Consider the following 20,245-nt stretch of genomic DNA (forward strand, 5'->3'; position numbering starts at 1 on the left):
GGTATCGATGTGCGGCTCCGCCGCGGGGATCAGCCTTCTAGCGTAGAGCCTGCGGGGTGGGGGACGGGGCGTGGAGGGGTGGTCACTCTTTGTGATGACGTGATCGGGAATCGGCCGCTACCGTGGAGGGCAGGCAGCAGGATCCCGTCCATGGGAGGAACCATGACCGCCGAGTCCGTAAAGCACCGCCGTTCCTGGCCGGTGCCGCCCCCGGACGGCTACACCGTGGATGACCTGTTCACACTGCCGGATCTCCCGCCGCACACCGAGCTGATCGACGGGAGCCTGGTTTTCGTGAGTCCGCAGCGCCGTTTCCACTACCTCGTGATCAACCTGCTGTTCAACGGCCTCTGCAGCTCTCTCGGCCCGGAGTTCAGTGTCGAGCGGGAGATGACCATCATCCTTGACAAGCGCAACGGCCCCGAACCCGATGTGAGCGTAGTCCGAGCCGACGCTGTCACCGGGCTGGACCAGACCAGATTTCAGGCCGAGGACGTCCTGCTCGCAGTCGAGGTTGTCTCCCCCGACTCGGAATCCCGCGACCGTACGACCAAACCGCAGAAATACGCCGCCGCGGGGATCCCGAGCTTCTGGCGCGTCGAGCAGGACGGAACCACCGGCGGGCCCGTCATCCATGTCTATGAGCTCGAACCACTCGGTAAGTCGTACGTACACATGGGCATGTACCGCGACCGCCTCAAGGTCGACAAGCCCTATGCCATTGACATCGACCTGACCGCCATCGACAAGCGCTGATCCCCTCAGCCCACCGTCGCCCCCGGCGCCGGCGCCGTAGCGATCCGTACCGTCCGGCACGTCCCGGACGCCCGCAGCCCCTCGGCCACCGCTGTCGCCGCCTCCGGGTCGCGGACCAGGAAGGCGGTGGTGGGCCCCGAGCCCGAGACCAGTGCGGCGAGAGCGCCGGCCGTGCGGCCCGCGGCGAGGGTGTCGGCGAGCTCCGGGAAGAGGGAGAGGGCGGCGGACTGGAGGTCGTTGGAGACGGCGGCCGCGAGGGCGTCGGGGTCGCCCTTGGCGAGGGCGTCGAGCAGGTCGTCGGAGGCGACGGGCCCGGGGATGTCGCGCCCCTCGGCCAGCCGGTCGAACTCGCGGAACACCGCCGGCGTCGACAGCCCCCGCCCCGCCATCGCGAACACCCAGTGGAAGGTGCCGCCGACCTCCAGCGCGGTCAGCCGCTCGCCGCGCCCGACCCCGAGGGCCGCGCCCCCCACCAGACTGAACGGCACGTCGCTGCCCAGCTCGGCGCAGATATCCAGTAGCTCAGTACGCGAGGCCTCCGTCCCCCACAGCGCGTCGCAGGCGACCAGCGCGCCCGCGCCGTCCGCGCTGCCGCCCGCCATGCCGCCGGCGACCGGGATGTCCTTGGCGATGTGGATGTGCACGGCGGGCTCGAGGCCCCGGCGCTCGGCGAGGGTGAGCGCCGCGCGCGCGGCGAGGTTGGTGCGGTCCAGGGGCACCTGCTCGGCGTCCGGCCCGGCGCAGGTGATCCGCAGCTCGTCGGCCGGGGTGACCGTGACCTCGTCGTAGAGGCCGACCGCGAGGAACACGTTGGCCAGGTCGTGGTAGCCGTCGGGGCGGGCGGCACCCACCGCCAGCTGGACGTTGACCTTGGCGGGGACGCGTACGGTGACGCTCACTTACCGCTCTCCTTGTGTTCCGCGATACGCGCGAACTCCTCGACCGTCAGGGACTCCCCCCGCGCCTGCGGCGAGACCCCGGCGGCGACCAGGGCCGCCTCGGCGGCGGCCGCCGACCCGGCCCATCCGGCGAGGGCGGCCCGCAGGGTCTTGCGGCGCTGTGCGAAGGCCGCGTCGACCACCGCGAAGACCTCCCGCTTGGAGGCCGTGGTCTTGACCGGCTCGGTCCGGCGGACGAGCGAGACCAGGCCGCTGTCGACGTTGGGCGCGGGCCAGAAGACGGTGCGGCCGATGGCGCCGGCCCGCTTGACCTCGGCGTACCAGTTGGCCTTCACGGACGGGACGCCGTACACCTTCGAGCCGGGCGCGGCGGCGAGGCGGTCGGCGACCTCCGACTGGACCATGACGAGGGTGCGCTCGATGCTCGGGAAGGTGTCCAGCATGTGCAGCAGCACCGGCACGGCCACGTTGTACGGGAGGTTCGCCACCAGCGCGGTCGGGGCGGGGCCCGGCAGTTCGGTGACGTGCATCGCGTCGGAGTGGACGAGGTCGAAACGGCCGGCGCGCCCGGGCATGCGGGCGGCGACGGTGGCGGGCAGGGCCGCGGCCAGTACGTCGTCGATCTCGACGGCGGTGACGCGGTCGGCGGCCTCCAGCAGGGCGAGGGTGAGGGAGCCGAGCCCCGGTCCGACCTCGACCACCACGTCGTCCGGGCGGACGTCGGCGGTGCGGACGATACGGCGGACCGTGTTCGCGTCGATCACGAAGTTCTGGCCGCGCTGCTTGGTGGGGCGCACTCCGAGGGCGGCCGCCAGTTCACGGACGTCGGCGGGGCCCAGGAGGGCGTCGGGGGTGGGGCTGCTCACCCGACAAGGGTACGGGGCCGCGGCCGGGCGCCCTTCACCCGTGCAGCCGAGTCCCGCAGTGCGGCCAGGGAGCGGCCCCCCGCCGTACGTACAGCTTCTTCGCCCGGTACGTCTGTTCGGCGGCCGGGGCGTCCTGGGGGCGGCCGGTGCCGCCGAGGCCGTGCCAGGTGCGGGTGTCGAACTGGTAGAGGCCGCCGTAGGTGCCGGAGGAGTCCACCGCGTCGGGCCGTCCCCCGGACTCGCAGGCCGCGAGCCCCTTCCAGTCGAGGTGTTCGGCGCCCTGCACGGACGGGGGGTGCGCCTTGGTGCCCACCTTCACCAGCTGGGTCCGGGGCGTGCGCACCACCTCGGACTGCTCCCGGCGCGGCTGCTGCTTGACCCCGTTCACGGTCCGCTGGAGGTAGGTGACCCGTCTGAGTCCGGGCTGCCCGGCCCGTTCGACGACCTCCGTGCCCTTGAACAGGGAGGGGTCGGCCGTCCGCCGTACGTCGAAGGGGATCGCCTCCTCGCGGATCTCCTTGGCGCCGGTGATCCTCAGCACGGTCACCGTCTGCCCGTCGCGCGGGAAGCTGCCGGGCGGCACGGAGGTGGTGTCCTGGCCGTGCAGGGTGATCCCGGCCTCCGTCACGGCCTCCCCCACGGTCGCCGCGTTGGTGCGGATGGTGCGGGCACGGCCGTCCGCCATGATCGTGACGGTGCGTTCGGTGCGCACGTCGAGCGCGAGCCCGGCGCGTCCGATGGGCCGGGCGAGCGGGGCCGACAGGTACGCGCCCTCCGCCCGCACCCCCAGCTGTTCGAGCGCCTCGCGCACCGTGTGCGCCGTCGTCCACACCTCGCGCCGGTGCCCGTCGAGCGTGAGCCGTACGGGCCGCCCGTACCGCACCTCGACCTCGTCGCCGCTGGCCAGTGGGGTGCCGGGGGCGGGCACCACCACGTCGTGCGCGCCGACCGGCACGCCTTCCTCGGCCAGCAGTTCGCTCACGTCGTCGGCGAAGGTGTGCAGGGTGCGCGGCTTGCCTTCGACGTCCAGCTCGATCGCCTTGTCCTTGGCGACGAACGCGGTGGTGCCGCCGGCGAGGAAGGCGACGACCAGCGCCTGCGGCAGCAGCCGGCGCACGGCGGACTCCGGGCGTTCGGCGGAGCGCGCCCGGTGCCGGCGCGCGGCCCGCCCGCCGGCCGCGGCGGGCGCCACGACTCCGGTGGGCGCCGCGGCCGCCTCGGGCTCCGGGCACACCGTCCCGGACACGCTCGCCACCCGCGTCGGCGACGGCAGCACCGGCTCGGTGACGAAGTACGCCTCGGCTTCGTAAGCGGGCCGGTAGGTGTCCTCGTACATCGCGTACGGCAGGGTCTCCGCGCTGTGCACGGAGGCGTCATGGCCGTACGGTCCGTACGTCTCGTACTGCGACTTGCTCACGCCGACACGCTCCAGGAGGCCAGAGGGGTCCGGATCGGGCCCCCAGAACCTAGCGGAGCGGGCGTCACTCTCCAAAGCGACGCGACTACGTACGGTGGCCCCTCGATCGGACGAAGCCCGTCGAACCGGCGGTCAGTAGTCGAAGGCGCGGGCGGTGTTGGCGCCGAGCGCCGCCGCCAGGGTGTCCTCGTCGATGCCGCGCACGGCGGCCATGGCGCGCACGGTGACGGGCACGAGGTAGGGGGCGTTGGGCCGTCCGCGGTAGGGCGCCGGTGTGAGGAAGGGCGCGTCGGTCTCCACGAGGACCAGTTCCAGCGGGGCGACGGCGAGGGCGTCGCGGAGGTTCTGGGCGTTCTTGAAGGTGACGTTGCCGGCGAAGGACATGTAGTAGCCCTCGCGGGCGCAGATCTCGGCCATCTCCGCGTCGCCGGAGTAGCAGTGGAAGACGGTGCGCTCGGGGGCGCCCTCCTCCTTCAGCACCCGCAGCACGTCGGCGTGGGCGTCGCGGTCGTGGATGACGAGTGTCTTGCCCCGGCGCTTGGCGATCTCTATGTGGGCGCGGAACGACCGCTCCTGGGCCGCCTTGCCCTCCGGGCCGGTGCGGAAGTGGTCGAGGCCCGTCTCGCCGACGCCCCTGACCTGCGGCAGCCCGGCCAGCCGGTCGATCTCGGCGAGCGCCTCGTCCAGCGCGGCGTCACCGCCGGGCTCGCGGGCGCCCTGCCTGGACCAGCCGTCGAGGTCTCCGTGGACGATGCGCGGGGCCTCGTTCGGGTGCAGGGCGACCGTCGCGTGGACGCTGTCGTACGCCGCCGCCGTCTCGGCGGCCCACCGCGAGCCCTTGATGTCGCAGCCGACCTGGACGACCGTCGTCACCCCCACCGACGCGGCCTTCGCGAGGCCCTCCTCCACCGTGCCGGACTGCATGTCCAGGTGGGTGTGGGAGTCGGCGACGGGCACCCGGAGGGGTTCCGGGAGCGGCGGTGCGGCGTGCTTGTCGTGCTGGCCGCCCGCGGCGGAGGCGTTCGAAGGCATGCCCCGATCCTACGAAAGGGGCATGCCCCGCCGGTCAGCTCGCCTTGCGCTGGAAGTGATGGAGGAGATCGGACAGGTGCCAGTGGTGGTCCTGCTTGGCCGTGGCATCCACGACCGCCGAGGGGACCTTCGGCGCCTCGACCGGTCCGGCCTGCGGCACGTGGTGCCGCTCGGTCGCGCCGCGTACCGACGAGACCTGGCCCGCCCGCATGATCCGCACCACGTGGCCGTCGCAGTTCTGGCACGCGGGCCGGCTCAGCGGGGACGGCACGACCTGGCCGGCTGCCACGTATATGACGAACTCGTGGCCGTCGGCGTCCACGTGGTGCTCTATCTCGTACGACTGTTCCCAGCCGTGCCCGCACCGCATGCAGGCGAAGGAATACGACTCGTGTACGACCGCGGTCGCGGTACCGCGCGGGCCGGTCTGCCCAGCGATCTCGCTCATGCCAGCTCCTCCCCTTGGGGGCGAGGGACAGGTGCGTCCCTGCGACCAGTGGACTCTTCCGCCGACGTGAATGCAGCAGGGGCTGTCGACTGTTGGAGGCGATTTGGACGTCGCTTGCCAAACCGGCCCGGCGGCGAGGTCTGCGCTTTGCCTTGGGCGGCAGTGCTTTGCCCACCCATGGGGCGCATGCTCATGGGAGAAGTGGCCTGCTCAGAGGGGGTATGAGCCCCCGCACACCCCGCTCACACCCCCTCGGCGCGCTTCGCCGCCACGACCGCGTCGAACACCTCGCGCTTGGGGATCCCGGCCTCCACGGCGACGGCCGCGATCGCCTCCTTGCGGCGCTCCCCGGCCTCCTCCCGGACCCGGACCCTGCGCACCAGTTCCCCGGCGTCGAGCTCCTCGGGCCCGCGTTCGGGCGCCCCCTCGACGACGACGGTGATCTCGCCGCGCACGCCCTCGGCCGCCCAGGCCGCCAGCTCGGCGAGCGGGCCGCGCCGCACCTCCTCGTACGTCTTGGTCAGCTCCCGGCAGACGGCGGCCCGCCGGTCGCCGCCGAAGACCTCGGCCATCGCGGCGAGGGTGTCGTCGAGGCGGTGCGGGGCCTCGAAGTACACCAGCGTGCGCCGCTCCTCGGCGACCTCCCGCAGCCGGGTGAGCCGCTCCCCCGCCTTCCTCGGGAGGAAGCCCTCGAAGCAGAACCGGTCCACGGGCAGCCCCGACAGGGCGAGCGCGGTGAGCACGGCCGACGGACCCGGAACGGCGGTGACCCGGACGTCCCGTTCGACGGCCGCGGCGACCAGCCGGTAGCCGGGGTCGGAGACCGAGGGCATCCCGGCGTCCGTCACCAGCAGCACCCGTGCGCCGTTCACGAGCTCCTCGACCAGCTCCGGCGTCCGGGCGGACTCGTTGCCCTCGAAGTACGACACCACGCGCCCCTTGGGCGTCACGCCGAGGGCCTGGGTCAGCCGGCGCAGCCGGCGCGTGTCCTCGGCGGCGACGACATCGGCGCCGGCCAGCTCCTCGGCCAGCCGGGGCGGCGCGTCCGCGATGTCGCCGATGGGGGTGCCCGCCAAAACAAGGGTTCCAGTCACACCGTCATCCTCTCAGGGGCCCGGCGGGGCTTTCGGCGGCCCGGGCGGGGCGGACGCATCCTGGCCGGTACCACCCATGCACGGGACTCACACAGAACGGTTCCCTACGATGGCGCGGTGACCAGTACCGCGTCCTCCACGGACATCCGGCAGGGCCGGGCCCCGCACGACGAGCGGCCGGCGTGGCAGCAGCGGCTGCGCCGATTCGGCTACACGGCGGCGCCCAGCAGCGATCTCCGCGACCGGCTGGTGCCGCCGTACGCCCAGCCCAGCCCCCGTCTGTGGGCGGCTCTGGGCGTGCCGTCGACCGCCGCGCAGATCAGCCGCTGGTCGGGCTGGGCCGGTCCGGTGCTGGTGACGCTGATGGCGGGCCTGATGCGGTTCTGGAACCTGGGCAGCCCGAAGAAGGTGATATTCGACGAGACGTACTACGCCAAGGACGCCTGGGCGCTCGTGCACCGCGGCTTCGAGGTCAACTGGGACAAGAACGCCAACGACCTGATCGTGCAGGCGAACGGTCACGTCGCCGTACCGACGGACGCGGCGTACGTGGTGCACCCGCCGGTCGGCAAGTACGTCATCGGGCTCGGTGAGCTGATGTTCGGCTTCGACCCGTTCGGCTGGCGTTTCATGACGGCGCTGCTCGGCACCCTCTCGGTGCTGCTGCTGTGCCGCATCGGCCGCCGCATGTTCCGCTCGACGTTCCTCGGCTGCCTGGCCGGGGCGCTGATGGCGGTGGACGGCCTGCACTTCGTGATGAGCCGGACCTCGCTGCTCGACGGCGTTCTGATGTTCTTCGTGCTGGCCGCGTTCGGCTGCCTGATCATCGACCGGGACCGGACACGTGAGCGGCTCGCCGCCGCGCTGCCCGTCGACGCCGACGGCCGCCTGCGCCCCGACGCCGACGTGGCCGACACCCTCCGCTTCGGCTGGCGCCCCTGGCGCTGGGCGGCCGGCGTGCTGCTCGGCCTCGCGATCGGCACCAAGTGGAACGGCCTGTACATCCTGGCCGCGTTCTGCCTGATGGCGCTGCTGTGGGACGTCGGCGCCCGCAGGGTGGCGGGCGCCTGGCACCCCTACCGGGCCGTCCTCAAGTACGACACCGGCCTCACCTTCCTGGCCACGGTCCCGGTGGCCATCGGCGTGTACCTCGTCTCCTGGACCGGCTGGATCCTCTCCCCGGCCGACGGCTCCGGCGGCTACTTCCGCAACTGGGCCGCCACCGACGGCAAGGGCGGCGACTGGACCTTCCTGCCCGACTGGCTGCGCAGCCTGTGGCACTACGAGCACGAGGTCTACAAGTTCCACGTCGGCCTGTCCTCGCCGCACACCTACCAGTCCAACCCGTGGAGCTGGATCGTCCTGGGCCGCCCGGTCTCGTACTTCTACGAGTCCCCCTCCCCCGGCGCCGACGGCTGCCCGGCCGACGCGGGCCAGAAGTGCGCCCGCGAGGTCCTCGCCATCGGCACGCCCCTGCTGTGGTGGACGGCCTGCCTGGCCATCCTCTACGTCCTGTGGCGCTGGGCCTTCCGCCGTGACTGGCGGGCGGGCGCCATCGCGTGCGGCATCGCAGCCGGCTACCTCCCCTGGTTCATGTACCAGCAGCGCACGATCTTCCTCTTCTACGCCGTCGTCTTCGTCCCCTTCCTCTGCCTGGCGGTGGCCATGCTGATCGGCGCGATCGTCGGCCCCGCCAGGTCCACCGACACCCGCCGGGTGGTCGGCGCGACGGCAGCGGGCGTACTGGTCCTCCTGATCGCCTGGAACTTCATCTACTTCTGGCCGCTGTACACGGGGACGGCGATCCCGCTCGACGAATGGCGTTCACGTATGTGGCTTGACACATGGGTGTAAGGCATATGTGGGCACATCCCTGCTCTCCGTTCGGACACCGTTCCGAAAACTCTCCTCACAGTGGCCCCTCATGCCGCTTACAGTGCGGACACGGGAAGTGACGCAAACGGGGGAGGACGCGCGGGATGCGCAAGGGGGTCAAGGGCGCCGTCATAGGCGGCGTGCTGGTGGTGCTGGTGGGCGGGGCGGGGTACGGGGGGTACAACGTCCTGTCCGCGCTGAACGACGGCGGGGCGGCGGCCGTGAAGACCGGGCCGCCGGACGAGGACGAGGTGAAGGACACCAGCGCCAAGTTCTTCGCGGCCTGGGAGAAGGGGAAGGCGGCGACCGCGGCCTCGTACACGAACTACCCGCAGGACGCCGAGCCGCTGCTGGCGGCGTACGGGCACACCGCGCACATCACCGGCGTGCGCATCACGCCGGGCACCGCGAGCGGGGACACCGTGCCCTTCACGGTGAAGGCGACCGTGTCGTACGACGGGAAGTCCAAGGCCCTCGACTACGCGAGCCGGCTGACCGTGGTGCGCGGCGAGACCACGCACCGGCCGCTGGTCGACTGGCGGCCGTCCGTCGTCCACCCGCAGCTGCGCAAGGGCGACACGCTCGCCACCGGCGACGCGGCGACACCGCCGATCGAGGCCGTGGACCGCGACGGGAAGGTGCTGACGAAGGAGAAGTACCCCTCCCTCGGGCCGATCCTGGACGAGCTGCGCAGCCGCTACGGCGAGAAGGCGGGCGGCACGCCCGGCGTCGAGCTGGTGGTCAAGCACGCCGACCAGAGCGCCGCCGACACCACCCTGCTCACCCTCGCCAAGGGCAAGGCGGGCAAGCTCCGGACCACGCTCAGCGCCGGCGTGCAGGCGGCGGCCGAGACGGCCGTGCAGAAGTACGCCGAGTCCTCGGTGGTGGCCGTCAAGCCCAGCACGGGAGAGGTGCTCGCGGTCGCCAACCACCGCGACGACGGCTTCAACGCCGCCTTCCTCGGAGAGCTGGCGCCCGGCTCCACCATGAAGATCATCAGCGCCGCCACCCTCATCGACAACGGCATCACCAAGGCCACCGGACCGGCCCCGTGCCCGCCCACCGCGACCTGGCAGAGCCAGACCTTCAGCAACCTCAAGGGCCTCGCCCCCGACGAGCACGCGACCCTCTCCGACAGCTTCGCCCGCTCCTGCAACACCGCCTTCGTGAAGTTCGCGGACGAGGTGAAGGTGGACTCCCTCACCAGGGAGGCGCAGGAACGGTTCGGGCTCGGGCAGGACGACTGGAAGGTCGGCGTCCCGTCCTTCGACGGCCAGGTCCCGGCCTCCGGCGGGCCCGACACGGCCGCCAACATGATCGGGCAGGGCCAGGTCCAGATGAGCCCGCTGAACATGGCGTCGGTGACGGCGACCGCGATGACGGGCACCTTCCGGCAGCCGGTCATCGTGTCCCCCGAGCTGGACGGGCGGGACATCGCCACGGCCCGCGGCCTGTCGCCGGCCACGGTCGCCCAGCTCCGCTCGATGATGAACCGCACCGCCACCAGCGGCACCGCGGCCGGCGTGATGTCCGGCCTGGGCGGCGGCGACATCGGCGCGAAGACCGGCTCCGCCGAGGTCGACGGGCAGGCGAAGTCCAACAGCTGGTTCACCGGTTACCGGGGCGACATCGCCGCCGCCGCGATGACCCAGGACGGCGGCCACGGCATCGACGCGGCCGGTCCGATTGTCGCAACCCTGCTACGGACGGGCGGCTGAGATCACCCACGCCGGAAGGGACTCTAATGTGGATGCCGTCGTTGGGGAGTGTGAGGACCAAGAGGGCATCGGGGACCCTGGGGATTCGCGGAGGATCGAAGAGCAGTGGGCAAGAGAAGACGCGTCGCCGAGCGACAGCGACGGAAGACCAGCCCCGCCATGCTCGGCGGGATGATCGCCGTGGTCGTCGGCGGCGCCGGGTTCGGCGTCTACGCGCTGTACGGCGGCGGCGCGTCGGCCGACGACCGTACGCACTCCGCCTCCGAGCACAAGCACGTGAAGACCGGCCCGCTCTCCGCCACCGAGGTGCGCACCACCGCCGAACGCTTCCTGACCGCCTGGCAGCAGGGCAAGGTCACGCAGGCGGCGGCCGCCACCGACGATTCGGGCGCCGCCACCACGCTGCTCACCGGCTACACCAAGGACGCCCACGTCAAGGGCGTCAAGCTCACCGCGGGCACCCGCACCGGCGCCAAGGTCCCGTTCTCCGTGAAGGGCACGGTGTCGTACAAGGGCCTCAGCAAGCCGCTGGCGTACGACAGCACGCTCACCGTCGTACGACGGGGGAGCGACGGCAAGCCGCTGGTCGACTGGCACGCCTCCGTCGTCCACCCCGACCTGAAGGACGGCGACACGCTGGTCACCGGCGAGTCCGGCACCCCGCCCGTCAAGGCGCTGGACCGTGACGGCAGGGAGCTGACCGCCGCCAAGTACCCGTCGCTGGGCACGGTGCTGGACGGGCTGCGCGAGAAGTTCGGCAAGGTCGCGGGCGGCAGGGCGGGCGTGGAACTGCGCGTGGTGCGCGGCGGGGCGTCGACGAAGGCGAAGCTGTCCGACAAGACGCTCGTCGAGCTGAGCAAGGGCACGCCGGGCACGGTGAAGACCACGCTCGACCCCGCCTTCCAGGCCGCCGCCGAGCGGCAGGTCGGCAAGCAGAAGCGGGCGTCGGTGGTGGCCATGCGGCCCTCGACCGGCGAGATCCTCGCGGTGGCCAACACCGACCACGGCTGGAACACGGCCTTCCAGGGCTCCCTCGCCCCGGGCTCCACGATGAAGATCGTGACGTCCACGATGCTGTTCGAGAAGGGGCTCACCTCCCCGGACGCGTCGCACCCCTGCCCCAAGAAGTACAAGCTCGCCGGCTGGACGTTCCACAACGACGACAACTCCGAGATCAAGCACGGCACGTTCAAGATGAGCTTCGGGGCCTCCTGCAACAACGCGTTCATCAACTTCGCGCCGAAGCTGTCCGACAGCGACCTGACGAAGGAGGCCCAGCAGGTCTACGGCCTCGGCCTGAACAACTGGGCCGTCGGCGTCCCGTCGTTCGACGGCTCCGTCCCGGTGCAGAGCGGCGCGCAGATGGGCGCCTCGCTGATCGGGCAGGGCGGGGTGCGCATGAACCCGCTGAACATGGCCTCGGTGGCGTCGACGGTGGAGTCGGGCACCTTCCGCCAGCCGTACCTGGTGTCCTCCAGCGTGGACCACCGCACGCTGGCGAAGGCCTCGCGCACGATGTCGTCGAAGACGCAGTCCGAGCTGAAGGACGTCATGCGGTACACGGCCGCCTACGGCACGGCGGCCAAGGCCATGTCGGGGCTGGGCCCGGACTACGGCGCCAAGACGGGCTCGGCCGAGGTCGACGGCCAGAAGAAGCCCAACGGCTGGTTCACGGCGTACCGCGGCGACCTGGTCGCGGCCGGGGTGGTCCAGGCGGGCGGGCACGGCGGCGACACGGCGGGACCGATCGTGGCCTCGCTGCTGAAGATGGGCGGCTGAACCCGGGTCAGCCCCGTACGGGCTCGCCGACCAGATAGGTCCGGCGCAGGAACCGGATCAGCGCCTTCGACTCGAACTGCACCACCGAGACGCCCTCCGCGTCGTGGAACTCCACCACGGCCTGCACCCGGCCGAGCGGCCACACGCGTACGTCCCCGCTCTCGACCGGCGCCCGCAGCCCCTCCTCCAGCAGCGACCGGGAGAGGGTCCACTCGTGCGGGCCGGGCACGCCCACCCGTACCTCGCGCGGGTCGGTGTCGGGGTCGTAGCGAAGGACCACCGGCACGGCCGGATCCTCCGGGATGTCCTCGTCGGTGAATATGTGGGCCCGTGCGTACTGCTCGACTACAGACATCGGGCGGCCCCTTACCGTCGGTGACCTGTGCGGAAGCTGTGCATCCGCCTCCACTCCAATGTCGCATATCTCCCGTATTACGCGCCCTCTACCGCCCATGCCGCCACCTCGCTCTTGCGAGAGGTTCGCAACAACTGACTAAAATCAGACGGTGCACGTTCCTGACGGATTCATCGACGCCCCCACCTCCGCTGTCACCGGCGTGGTCGCCGCCGGTGCCCTCGCCGTGAGCCTGCGCGGCGCGCGGCGCGAACTCGACGAACGCACCGCGCCGCTGGCCGGGCTGGTGGCGGCGTTCATCTTCGCGGTGCAGATGCTGAACTTCCCGGTCGCGGCCGGCACCAGCGGACATCTGCTCGGCGGCGCGCTCGCCGCGATACTCGTCGGCCCCTACACCGGGGTCCTGTGCGTCTCCGTCGTCCTGCTCATGCAGGGCATCCTCTTCGCGGACGGCGGACTGACCGCGCTCGGCGTGAACGTCACCGACATGGCGATCACGACGACCGTGGTGTCGTACGCCGTCTTCCGCGGCCTGGTGAAGGTGCTGCCGCGCAGGCGGCGCGCGGTCACCGTCGCCTCCTTCGTCGCCGCGCTGGTGTCCGTGCCCGCCGCCGCGGTCGTCTTCACGCTGATCTACGCCGTGGGCGGCACCACCGACGTGGCCATCTCCAAGGTCGCCACCGCGATGATCGGCGTCCACGTCCTCATAGGCATCGGCGAGGCCGTGATCACCTCGCTCACCGTCGGCGCCGTGATCGCCGTACGGCCCGACCTGGTGTACGGCGCGCGCGGCCTGGAGCGGAAGCTCAAGCTGCGGGTGAACGGACAGCTCGTCGACGCGCCCGCCGCCGAGCCCGCCGTCCCGGTGGCCGCCCGCTCCCACCGCAAGCTGTGGCTCACCGGCCTGGTCACCTCGCTGATCCTCGCCGGGTTCGTCAGCTTCTACGCCTCCGCCAACCCCGACGGCCTGGAGAAGGTCGCCCACGACAAGGGCATCGACAAGAAGGCGGAGCGGCACGCGAGCTCCGACTCCCCGCTGGCCGGCTACGGCGTCAAGGACATCGCCGACGCCCGCTTCTCCGGCGGCCTCGCGGGGGTGATCGGCGTCGGCGTCACCGTCGTCGTGGGCAGCACGGTGTTCTGGGTGGTCGCCCGCCGGCGCCGTACCGGCGAACCGGCCGAGGCCTCCTGAGATGGGCGCCGGACACGCGCACCGGCTCTACCGGCACGGGCACTCCCCCGTGCACGCCCTGCCGCCGCACACCAAGCTCGCCGCCGCCTTCGCCTTCGTGGTGGTCGTGGTGTCGACCCCGCGCGAGGCGGTGTGGGCGTTCGGGCTGTACGCCGTCCTGCTCGGCGCGGTGGCGTACGTCGCGCGCGTGCCCGCCGGCTTCCTGCTGAAGCGGCTGCTGATCGAGGTGCCGTTCGTCGCCTTCGCCGTGCTCATGCCGTTCGTGGCGGAGGGCGAGCGGGTCGACGTCCTCGGGCTCTCGCTGAGCGTGAGCGGCCTGTGGGGCGCATGGAACGTGCTCGCCAAGGGCACCCTGGGCGTCGCCGCCTCCGTGCTGCTCGCGTCCACCACCGAACTGCGCGAACTCCTCCTCGGCCTCCAGCGCCTCAAGCTGCCGCCGCTGCTCGTGCAGATCGCCTCCTTCATGATCCGATACGGCGACGTCATCACCGACGAGATGCGCCGTATGCGGATCGCCCGGGAGTCGCGCGGCTTCGAGGCGCGGGGCGTACGGCACTGGGGCGTGCTCGCCAAGTCGGCCGGCGCGCTGTTCATCCGCTCCTACGAACGCGGCGAACGCGTGCACCTGGCCATGGTGAGCCGCGGCTACGCCGGTTCGATGCCGGTGATCGACGAGGTGACCGCGTCCCGGGCGCAGTGGTCGTACGCGCTGGCCCTCCCGGGCGCGGCCCTCGTCGTGTGCTTGCTGGGGTGGGTGCTTTGACCTGCTGGGACGGGTGCTCTCACCCCACCCCCTCGCGCACAAGTGGGATTCTGACCGGGTCGGGACCAGCCCGGTCGACGTCAACGTCAACGTCAACGCCAAGGAGGCAGCGCGTGCTCGGTTCTCGCAGCGCACCGTTCACCGTCGAAGACGCTCCCCGGTCGCGCGCCGGCGTTCGGAGGGTTCGGTGACACCTTCACTGGAAGTCTCCGGCCTCGCCTTCGCCTACCCCGACGGCCACCAGGCCCTCTTCGGCGTGGACTTCGAGATCGGGCGCGGCGAACGGGTCGCGCTGCTCGGTCCCAACGGCGCCGGCAAGACGACCCTCGTACTGCACCTCAACGGCATCCTGGGCGGCGGCGCCGGCACGGTGACCGTGGCCGGGCTGCCGGTCGGCAGGAAGCACATGGGCGAGATCCGGCAGAAGGTCGGCATCGTCTTCCAGGACCCCGACGACCAGCTGTTCATGCCGACCGTGCGGGAGGACGTGGCGTTCGGACCGGCGGCGGCCGGGCTGAAGGGGCCGGTGCTCCAGGAGCGGGTGCGCACCGCGCTGGAGCGGGTCGGCATGCAGGACTTCGCCGACCGGCCGCCGCACCACCTCTCCTTCGGCCAGCGGCGCCGGGTGGCGGTGGCGACCGTGCTCGCCATGGAGCCGGAGATCCTCGTCCTGGACGAGCCCTCCTCCAACCTCGACCCGGCCTCCCGCCGCGAGCTGGCCGACATCCTGCGCTCGCTGGACGTGACGGTCCTGATGGTCACGCACGACCTGCCCTACGCGCTGGAGCTGTGCCCGCGCTCGCTGATCCTCAGCGACGGCGTGATCGCCGCCGACGGCCCGACCGGCGAACTCCTGTCCGACGACGCGCTGATGCGCGCCCACCGCCTGGAACTGCCCTTCGGCTTCGACCCGCGGTCCGTGACAATGGGCGCGTGACACATCGACGCGTGACACATCAGGAGGAGTCCGGGGCGCCGCCGTCGCCGCTCCTCGACGAGCAGTTGTGCTTCGCGCTGTACGCCGCCCAGCGCGCGGTGACGGCCGCGTACCGCCCGCTCCTCGACGAGCTCGGGCTCACCTACCCGCAGTACCTGGTGCTGCTGGTGCTGTGGGAGCGCGGCGAGACGACCGTGAAGGAGCTGGCCGGCGCGCTGCGCCTCGACTACGGCACGGTGTCGCCGCTGCTGAAGCGGCTGGAGGCGGCGGGCCTGGTCCGCCGTGAGCGCTCGGCGCGGGACGAACGCTCGGTGCTCGTCGCCTGCACGGGGCTCGGGGAGGACCTGCGGGAGCGCGCGGCGCGCGTACCCGGCACGCTCCTGACGACGACGGGGCTCGACGCGGCGGAAGTCGCGCGGTTGCGCGAGGAGTTGTGGAGGCTCGCCGAGCGCACCGCCCGCGCGGCAACCGTCCGGTAATCGGGTTACCCGCAGTTACCTCCCCCGGCCGGAGACAGCCGACGTACCGGCCAGTACCTTGTGCACGATGTACTTGTGCGCACCTGTTCCGGGGAAGGCCGACCATGACTGACGGCACCGCTGTCGACACCCGCCCGACGAAGATCATGTACGTCGCCGAAGCCACCGCGCACGGCGGCCGGAACGGCTATGTCACCAGCCAGGACGGCCATATCGACCTGAAGGTCGCGATGCCTGTGGCACTGGGCGGCGACGGGGGCGGCACCAACCCCGAGCAGCTCTTCGCCGCCGGCTACAGCTCCTGCTTCCACAACGCCCTGATCCTGGTCGGCAACCGGGCGGGCTACGACCTCAGCGGTTCCACGGTCGCCGCGAAGGTCGGCATCGGCCCCAACAGGACCCGCGGCTACGGGCTCGCGGTCGCCCTCAGCGTCTCCCTGCCGGTCCTCGACCCGGACATCGCCGGCAAGCTGGTGGACGCGGCGCACGAGGTGTGCCCGTACTCGAACGCCACGCGGGGCAACATCGATGTAACGATCGTCCTCGGCTAGGCAGACGCAGGAATCCCAGGCTCAGGGTCGGCGTTGCCGCCACTGTCGAAGGTGAGCCGGAGGGAAGTGCAGGACCATGGACGCGGTCGTGAACGGCGTTGACGTGAACGGGGCGGTGGCCGAGGGCTTCGAGCCGGTCAGGGAGGCGTTCGCGGCCAACTTCGCGCTGCGGGGCGAACGGGGCGCGGCCGTGGCCGTGTACCGGGACGGACACAAGGTCGTCGACCTGTGGGCCGGCACCAAGAACGTCGACGGCACGGACGGCACGGACGGCTCGGCTCCCTGGGAGCGGGGCACCGCCCAGATCGTGCGCTCCGCGACGAAGGGCGTCGCCGCCGCCGCGCTGCTGCTTCTGCACCAGCGCGGGGAGCTGGACCTGGACGCCCCGGTCGGCGAGTACTGGCCGGAGTTCAAGGCGGCGGGCAAGGAGCACACGCTGGTCCGGGACCTGCTCGCACACCGGGCCGGCGTCCCCGTGCTGGACCGGCCGCTCACCCCCGAGCAGGCCGCCGACCCCGACCTCGGCGCGGCGGCCGTGGCCGCCCAGGCACCGGTGTGGGAGCCGGGCACCGACCACGGCTACCACGCGCAGACCTTCAGCTGGCTCACGAGCGAGCTGCTCCGCCGGGTCACCGGCCGCCCGATCGGCGAGTGGATCGCCGCGGAGATCGCCGGGCCGGTCGGCGCCGACCTGTGGGTGGGCCTGCCGGAGACGGAGGCCGGGCGGGTGGGCCGGATCGGCCCGGTCGAGGCCCCCGAGACGGCCGGAGGACTCAAGACCCGTCCGAAGCGTGCGGTCGCCGAGGCCTACGCCGACCCCGGCTCCCTGACCCGCCGCGCCTTCGCCGCGATCACCCCGCTGCCCAACGAGAACTCTCCCGCCTACCGCGCCGCCGCCCTCCCCGCCTCCAACGGCATCGCGACCGCCGACGGCCTCGCACGCTGCTACGCGTCCCTGATCGGCGAGGTGGACGGCGGCACCCGCCTCTTCACCCCGGGCACCGCGGACCTGGCCCGCACCGAGCACTCCACCGGCCCCGACCGCGTGCTCGTGGTGCACACCCGGTTCGGCCTCGGCTACATGCTGCACGGCAGCGCGTCCCCACTCCTGGGCCCGACCTCCTTCGGCCACCCCGGCCGCGGCGGCGCCCTCGGCTTCGCCGACCCCGAATCGGGCATCGCCTTCGGCTACGTCACCAACGGCCTGCGCCAGAGCGTGACAGCGGACCCGCGCGCACAGGCACTGGTACGGGCGGTACGACACGCCCTGCCCGCCGCCCGCTGACAGCCACCGAGAGCCCCCGCACGCCTCGGCCGCGCCGACGCAGGCGTTGGTGTGGTGTTCAGACGTGGATCGCGTGGGACGTCCGGCCGGACGCCTCGTCGATCTCTCCGTGTGCCTTGGTCAGCAGTTGCATGGCCAGGTCGTTGAGGGCGCGGCCACCCGCTATCTCCTCGCCGACCCGTGGCTGGTTGGCGTCGGTGCGGTGGCGGCTGGCGTGGCCGTGCGCCCGCACCTCCGTGCCGTCGGGCAGGCGGACGAGGGCCGCCGCCCGGGTGTGCATGTCGTCCTCCTCGAACTCGAGCTCGATGTGCCATCCCACCGTCGTACGCATGTCGACCACCTCCGGAACCGTTGATTCCAGGGTGCTCCCAGAAGGCCCGCGCCGTCACGTCGGGGCGCCACCGCACAGGCCGGGAACCGTCACTTCTCGTCGAAGCTGGCGAAGTACGCGGCGGCCATGTCCTCGTCCGCGTGGCCCTGCGCGGCGGCCCGCGCGAACCGCTCGGCCGCCGCCTCGGCGACGTCGAGACGGGCGCCGCCCCGCTCGCCGGCCCGGACGATCAGCCGGGCGTCCTTCTCGGCGGTGCCCACCGCGAACTGGGCCGGCGTCAGCCGCCCCTCCAGCACCAGCTGCGACTTGGCCCGCAGATAGCCCATGTCCAGCGGGCCGCCCTCGATGAGGTCGAAGAAGCTCGCCGGATCCACGCCGAGCGCCTTCGACAGCGCCAGCACCTCGCCGGCCGCCGCGGTGGCCGCCAGGACCCAGCTGTTGGCGACCAGCTTCAGCCGGGTGGCCCCGGCCGCCGCCGCGTCCTCGCCGGACCACACGGTACGGGCGCCGACCGCGTCGAACACGGGCGTGACCGTCTTCCGCCCCTCCTCGGGACCGGCGGCCAGCACGGTCAGCTGCCCGGCCTCGGCGGGCTGCCGGGTGCCCAGCACCGGGGCGTCGTAGAAGACGAGGCCGTGCTCGCGGGCGAACCCGGCCAGCTCGGCGACGGCCTCGAGCCCGGCGGTGGTGGACTGCGCCCAGACGGCGCCGGACCGCAGGCCGGGAAGGGCCTCGCGCATGACCTCCCGGACCGCGTCGCCGTCGTACAGCATGGTGAGCACGACGTCGGCGCCCTCGACGGCCTCGGCGGGCGTGCCGGCGATGTACGCGCCGTCCGCGGCCAGCGGTTCCGCCTTGGCCCGGGTGCGGTTCCACGCCCGGACGGTGTGTCCGGCCCTGGCGATGCAACGGGCCATCGCGGCACCCATGATGCCGGTGCCCAGGACGCTCACGGTGAGCTTGTCGGTCATGGCGGTCACTTCCTGTTCCCATGTCGCCGTACAGGCCTCAGCTTCCCGTAGGCGGCAGGGACACGCCCGCTATCCGGCGTGCAGCATCAGCCCGATGCCGACCACCATGAGCCCCGCGGCGGCGATCCGGGGCAGCCCGAAACGCTCCTTGAAGAACACCGCCCCGATGGCCGCGCCGACGATGATCGAGGACTCCCTCAACGCCGCGATGGGCGCCAGTTCGGCCCGGGTCTGGGCCCACAGGACCAGGCCGTAGGCGGCGACCGAGAGGGCGGCGCCGAGCAGGCCGAGGGCGGCGAAGGGGCGTAGGACGGCGACCGTCTCCCCGCGCCAGCGCCAGAGGGCGTATCCGGAGATCCACAGCCCCTGGAGCACCATCAGCCAGGCGATGTACCCGAGGGCGGAGCCGGAGGCCCGCACGCCGAGGCCGTCGACGACGGTGTACGCGGCGATGGACAGCCCCGTGGCGAGGGCCGCCCCGATCGCCGTCCACTCGGGCCGCCGCCCGCGCAGCCCCCACACGGCGACCCCGGTCAGCCCCGCGCAGGACAGCGCGACCCCCGCCGCGGCCCAGCCGTCGGGCACCTCGTGCGCGAAGACGGCGGCGAACACGGTGACGACCAGCGGTGCGGTGCCGCGGGCGATGGGATAGGCCTGCCCGAAGTCGCCCAGCCGGAAGGAGGTCATCAGCAGGACGATGTACACGAAGTGGATGCCCGCCGAGCCGATCAGGTACGGCCACGCCCGCCCCGCCGGGACCGGGGCGAAGCACGCCAGGACCAGCCCGATCAGCACACCGCCGGTCAGGATCAGGGTGAAGCCGACGAGCTTGTCGGTGATCCGGTGCGCGATGGCGTTCCAGCTGGCGTGGGTGACGGCGGCGAGCAGGACGGCGGAGGTGACCAGCGGGGTCACGCGGTGCGCTCGCGCACGTCCACCAGGGTGGCTCCGGCGTGGGCGACCAGCGTCCCGGGTGCCATGGGGAAGACGGTGTACGGGGTTCCGGCGGCGGCCCACACGACGTCGTGGTCGAGGAGTCGCCGGTCGGCGAGCACCCGCGTCCGGGTCCGGTGCCCGAAGGGGGGCACGCCGCCGATGGCGTACCCGGTCGTCTCCCGTACCACCTCGGCCTTGGCCCGGGTGACGCGTGTGGCCCCGAGTTCGGCCCGTACCCGCTCCACGTCCACGCGGGAGGCCCCGTCCATGAGCACGAGTACCGGCACGCCGTCCGCCGCGAAGATCAGCGACTTGCAGATCTGGCTCAGCTCGCAGCCGATGGCGGCGGCGGCCTCGGCGGCCGTACGGGTCGCCTCCGGGAAGCGGCGGACGCGGGAGCGGAGCTCCCCGAGGCCGAGTTCGTCCAGGGCGGCGGCGAAACGGGGATGGGCTTCGCGGCGGTCGTCGGCGTCAGTGGCGGCGGTCGTCGTCATGCCGGGCACGGTAGTGGTAGGTGTACCGCGCAGGCGACCCCGTTTCGGGCGGGCGGGGCGGGACGGG

The 20,245-nt window shown here is 72.3% G+C and carries 21 protein-coding genes; 10 read left to right on the top strand and 11 right to left on the bottom strand.

Annotation, left to right across the window (positions count from 1 at the left end; translation table 11 throughout):
- Nucleotides 1–162 precede the first annotated feature (162 nt).
- Entirely contained in the window at nucleotides 163–756 is a 594-nt protein-coding gene (locus ACFY01_RS35610; protein ID WP_390739887.1) for a Uma2 family endonuclease, read from the top strand.
- Nucleotides 757–761: 5 nt separating this feature from the next.
- Here ACFY01_RS35610 and ACFY01_RS35615 read toward each other — a convergent pair whose 3' ends face one another.
- The 6 genes from ACFY01_RS35615 to rsmI form a co-directional block, all read right to left on the bottom strand.
- The gene (locus tag ACFY01_RS35615) at nucleotides 762–1,655 is read right to left on the bottom strand and encodes a 4-(cytidine 5'-diphospho)-2-C-methyl-D-erythritol kinase (RefSeq protein WP_390739888.1); all 894 of its coding nucleotides are present in this window, start codon (nucleotides 1,653–1,655) and stop codon (nucleotides 762–764) included.
- The gene (gene rsmA / locus ACFY01_RS35620) at nucleotides 1,652–2,521 is read right to left on the bottom strand and encodes a 16S rRNA (adenine(1518)-N(6)/adenine(1519)-N(6))-dimethyltransferase RsmA (RefSeq protein ID WP_390739889.1); all 870 of its coding nucleotides are present in this window, start codon (nucleotides 2,519–2,521) and stop codon (nucleotides 1,652–1,654) included. The genes ACFY01_RS35615 and rsmA overlap by 4 nt, the downstream gene beginning before the upstream one ends.
- Before the next feature lie 34 nt (nucleotides 2,522–2,555).
- A complete protein-coding gene (locus ACFY01_RS35625) occupies nucleotides 2,556–3,938 on the bottom strand; it encodes a ubiquitin-like domain-containing protein (protein WP_390739890.1) in 1,383 nt (460 codons plus the stop codon).
- Nucleotides 3,939–4,070: 132 nt separating this feature from the next.
- Nucleotides 4,071–4,970 carry a TatD family hydrolase gene (locus ACFY01_RS35630; protein ID WP_390739891.1) on the bottom strand — a complete coding sequence of 300 codons (900 nt, stop codon included), beginning with the start codon at nucleotides 4,968–4,970 and terminating at the stop codon, nucleotides 4,071–4,073.
- Nucleotides 4,971–5,004: 34 nt separating this feature from the next.
- On the bottom strand, nucleotides 5,005–5,418 hold the full coding sequence (locus ACFY01_RS35635) for a hypothetical protein (protein WP_390739892.1): 414 nt from the start codon (nucleotides 5,416–5,418) through the stop codon (nucleotides 5,005–5,007).
- A gap of 242 nt (nucleotides 5,419–5,660) precedes the next feature.
- Entirely contained in the window at nucleotides 5,661–6,512 is an 852-nt protein-coding gene (rsmI, locus tag ACFY01_RS35640) for a 16S rRNA (cytidine(1402)-2'-O)-methyltransferase (RefSeq protein WP_361813142.1), read from the bottom strand.
- Nucleotides 6,513–6,629: 117 nt separating this feature from the next.
- On the opposite strand from rsmI, the gene ACFY01_RS35645 reads away from it, so the two are divergent.
- The 3 genes from ACFY01_RS35645 (at nucleotide 6,630) to ACFY01_RS35655 (ending at nucleotide 11,884) form a co-directional block, all read left to right on the top strand.
- On the top strand, nucleotides 6,630–8,366 hold the full coding sequence (locus ACFY01_RS35645; protein WP_390739893.1) for a dolichyl-phosphate-mannose--protein mannosyltransferase: 1,737 nt from the start codon (nucleotides 6,630–6,632) through the stop codon (nucleotides 8,364–8,366).
- Nucleotides 8,367–8,491: 125 nt separating this feature from the next.
- The gene (locus ACFY01_RS35650; RefSeq protein WP_390739894.1) at nucleotides 8,492–10,105 is read left to right on the top strand and encodes a penicillin-binding transpeptidase domain-containing protein; all 1,614 of its coding nucleotides are present in this window, start codon (nucleotides 8,492–8,494) and stop codon (nucleotides 10,103–10,105) included.
- Between the two features lie 105 nt (nucleotides 10,106–10,210).
- Nucleotides 10,211–11,884 carry a penicillin-binding transpeptidase domain-containing protein gene (locus ACFY01_RS35655; protein WP_390739895.1) on the top strand — a complete coding sequence of 558 codons (1,674 nt, stop codon included), beginning with the start codon at nucleotides 10,211–10,213 and terminating at the stop codon, nucleotides 11,882–11,884.
- Between the two features lie 7 nt (nucleotides 11,885–11,891).
- Here the strand turns inward: ACFY01_RS35655 and ACFY01_RS35660 are convergent, their stop codons facing one another.
- Nucleotides 11,892–12,239 carry an SsgA family sporulation/cell division regulator gene (locus ACFY01_RS35660; protein WP_390739896.1) on the bottom strand — a complete coding sequence of 116 codons (348 nt, stop codon included), beginning with the start codon at nucleotides 12,237–12,239 and terminating at the stop codon, nucleotides 11,892–11,894.
- A gap of 151 nt (nucleotides 12,240–12,390) precedes the next feature.
- Here ACFY01_RS35660 and ACFY01_RS35665 point away from each other — a divergent pair, with 151 nt between their 5' ends.
- The 6 genes from ACFY01_RS35665 (at nucleotide 12,391) to ACFY01_RS35690 (ending at nucleotide 17,446) form a co-directional block, all read left to right on the top strand.
- Nucleotides 12,391–13,431, top strand: a complete 1,041-nt coding sequence (locus tag ACFY01_RS35665) for an energy-coupling factor ABC transporter permease (protein WP_390739897.1) — start codon at nucleotides 12,391–12,393, stop codon at nucleotides 13,429–13,431.
- A gap of 1 nt (nucleotide 13,432) precedes the next feature.
- On the top strand, nucleotides 13,433–14,194 hold the full coding sequence (gene cbiQ, locus ACFY01_RS35670; protein WP_390739898.1) for a cobalt ECF transporter T component CbiQ: 762 nt from the start codon (nucleotides 13,433–13,435) through the stop codon (nucleotides 14,192–14,194).
- Nucleotides 14,195–14,381: 187 nt separating this feature from the next.
- A complete protein-coding gene (locus ACFY01_RS35675) occupies nucleotides 14,382–15,131 on the top strand; it encodes an energy-coupling factor ABC transporter ATP-binding protein (RefSeq protein ID WP_390739899.1) in 750 nt (249 codons plus the stop codon).
- Nucleotides 15,128–15,610 (top strand): MarR family winged helix-turn-helix transcriptional regulator, encoded by a 483-nt coding sequence (locus tag ACFY01_RS35680; protein ID WP_390739900.1) that lies wholly within the window; start codon nucleotides 15,128–15,130, stop codon nucleotides 15,608–15,610. The genes ACFY01_RS35675 and ACFY01_RS35680 overlap by 4 nt, the downstream gene beginning before the upstream one ends.
- A 104-nt stretch (nucleotides 15,611–15,714) precedes the next feature.
- Nucleotides 15,715–16,161, top strand: a complete 447-nt coding sequence (locus ACFY01_RS35685) for an organic hydroperoxide resistance protein (protein ID WP_390739901.1) — start codon at nucleotides 15,715–15,717, stop codon at nucleotides 16,159–16,161.
- A gap of 76 nt (nucleotides 16,162–16,237) precedes the next feature.
- Entirely contained in the window at nucleotides 16,238–17,446 is a 1,209-nt protein-coding gene (locus tag ACFY01_RS35690) for a serine hydrolase domain-containing protein (RefSeq protein ID WP_390739902.1), read from the top strand.
- A 58-nt stretch (nucleotides 17,447–17,504) separates the two neighbouring features.
- On the opposite strand, the gene ACFY01_RS35695 is transcribed toward ACFY01_RS35690, so the two are convergent.
- The 4 genes from ACFY01_RS35695 to ACFY01_RS35710 all read right to left on the bottom strand — a co-directional run bounded on the left by ACFY01_RS35695 (nucleotide 17,505) and on the right by ACFY01_RS35710 (nucleotide 20,178).
- Nucleotides 17,505–17,777 carry a DUF1876 domain-containing protein gene (locus tag ACFY01_RS35695; protein WP_390739903.1) on the bottom strand — a complete coding sequence of 91 codons (273 nt, stop codon included), beginning with the start codon at nucleotides 17,775–17,777 and terminating at the stop codon, nucleotides 17,505–17,507.
- An 89-nt stretch (nucleotides 17,778–17,866) separates the two neighbouring features.
- Nucleotides 17,867–18,757: an NAD(P)-dependent oxidoreductase gene (locus ACFY01_RS35700; RefSeq protein WP_390739904.1), complete on the bottom strand. Its 891-nt coding sequence runs from the start codon at nucleotides 18,755–18,757 to the stop codon at nucleotides 17,867–17,869.
- 60 nt (nucleotides 18,758–18,817) lie between these two features.
- Nucleotides 18,818–19,663 (bottom strand): EamA family transporter, encoded by an 846-nt coding sequence (locus tag ACFY01_RS35705; RefSeq protein ID WP_390739905.1) that lies wholly within the window; start codon nucleotides 19,661–19,663, stop codon nucleotides 18,818–18,820.
- On the bottom strand, nucleotides 19,660–20,178 hold the full coding sequence (locus ACFY01_RS35710; RefSeq protein WP_390739906.1) for a YbaK/EbsC family protein: 519 nt from the start codon (nucleotides 20,176–20,178) through the stop codon (nucleotides 19,660–19,662). Before ACFY01_RS35710 ends, ACFY01_RS35705 begins: the two co-directional genes overlap by 4 nt.
- Nucleotides 20,179–20,245 lie beyond the last annotated feature (67 nt).

This window comes from Streptomyces sp. NPDC001480 (assembly GCF_042894725.1).
In the GTDB taxonomy this organism is placed as follows: domain Bacteria; phylum Actinomycetota; class Actinomycetes; order Streptomycetales; family Streptomycetaceae; genus Streptomyces.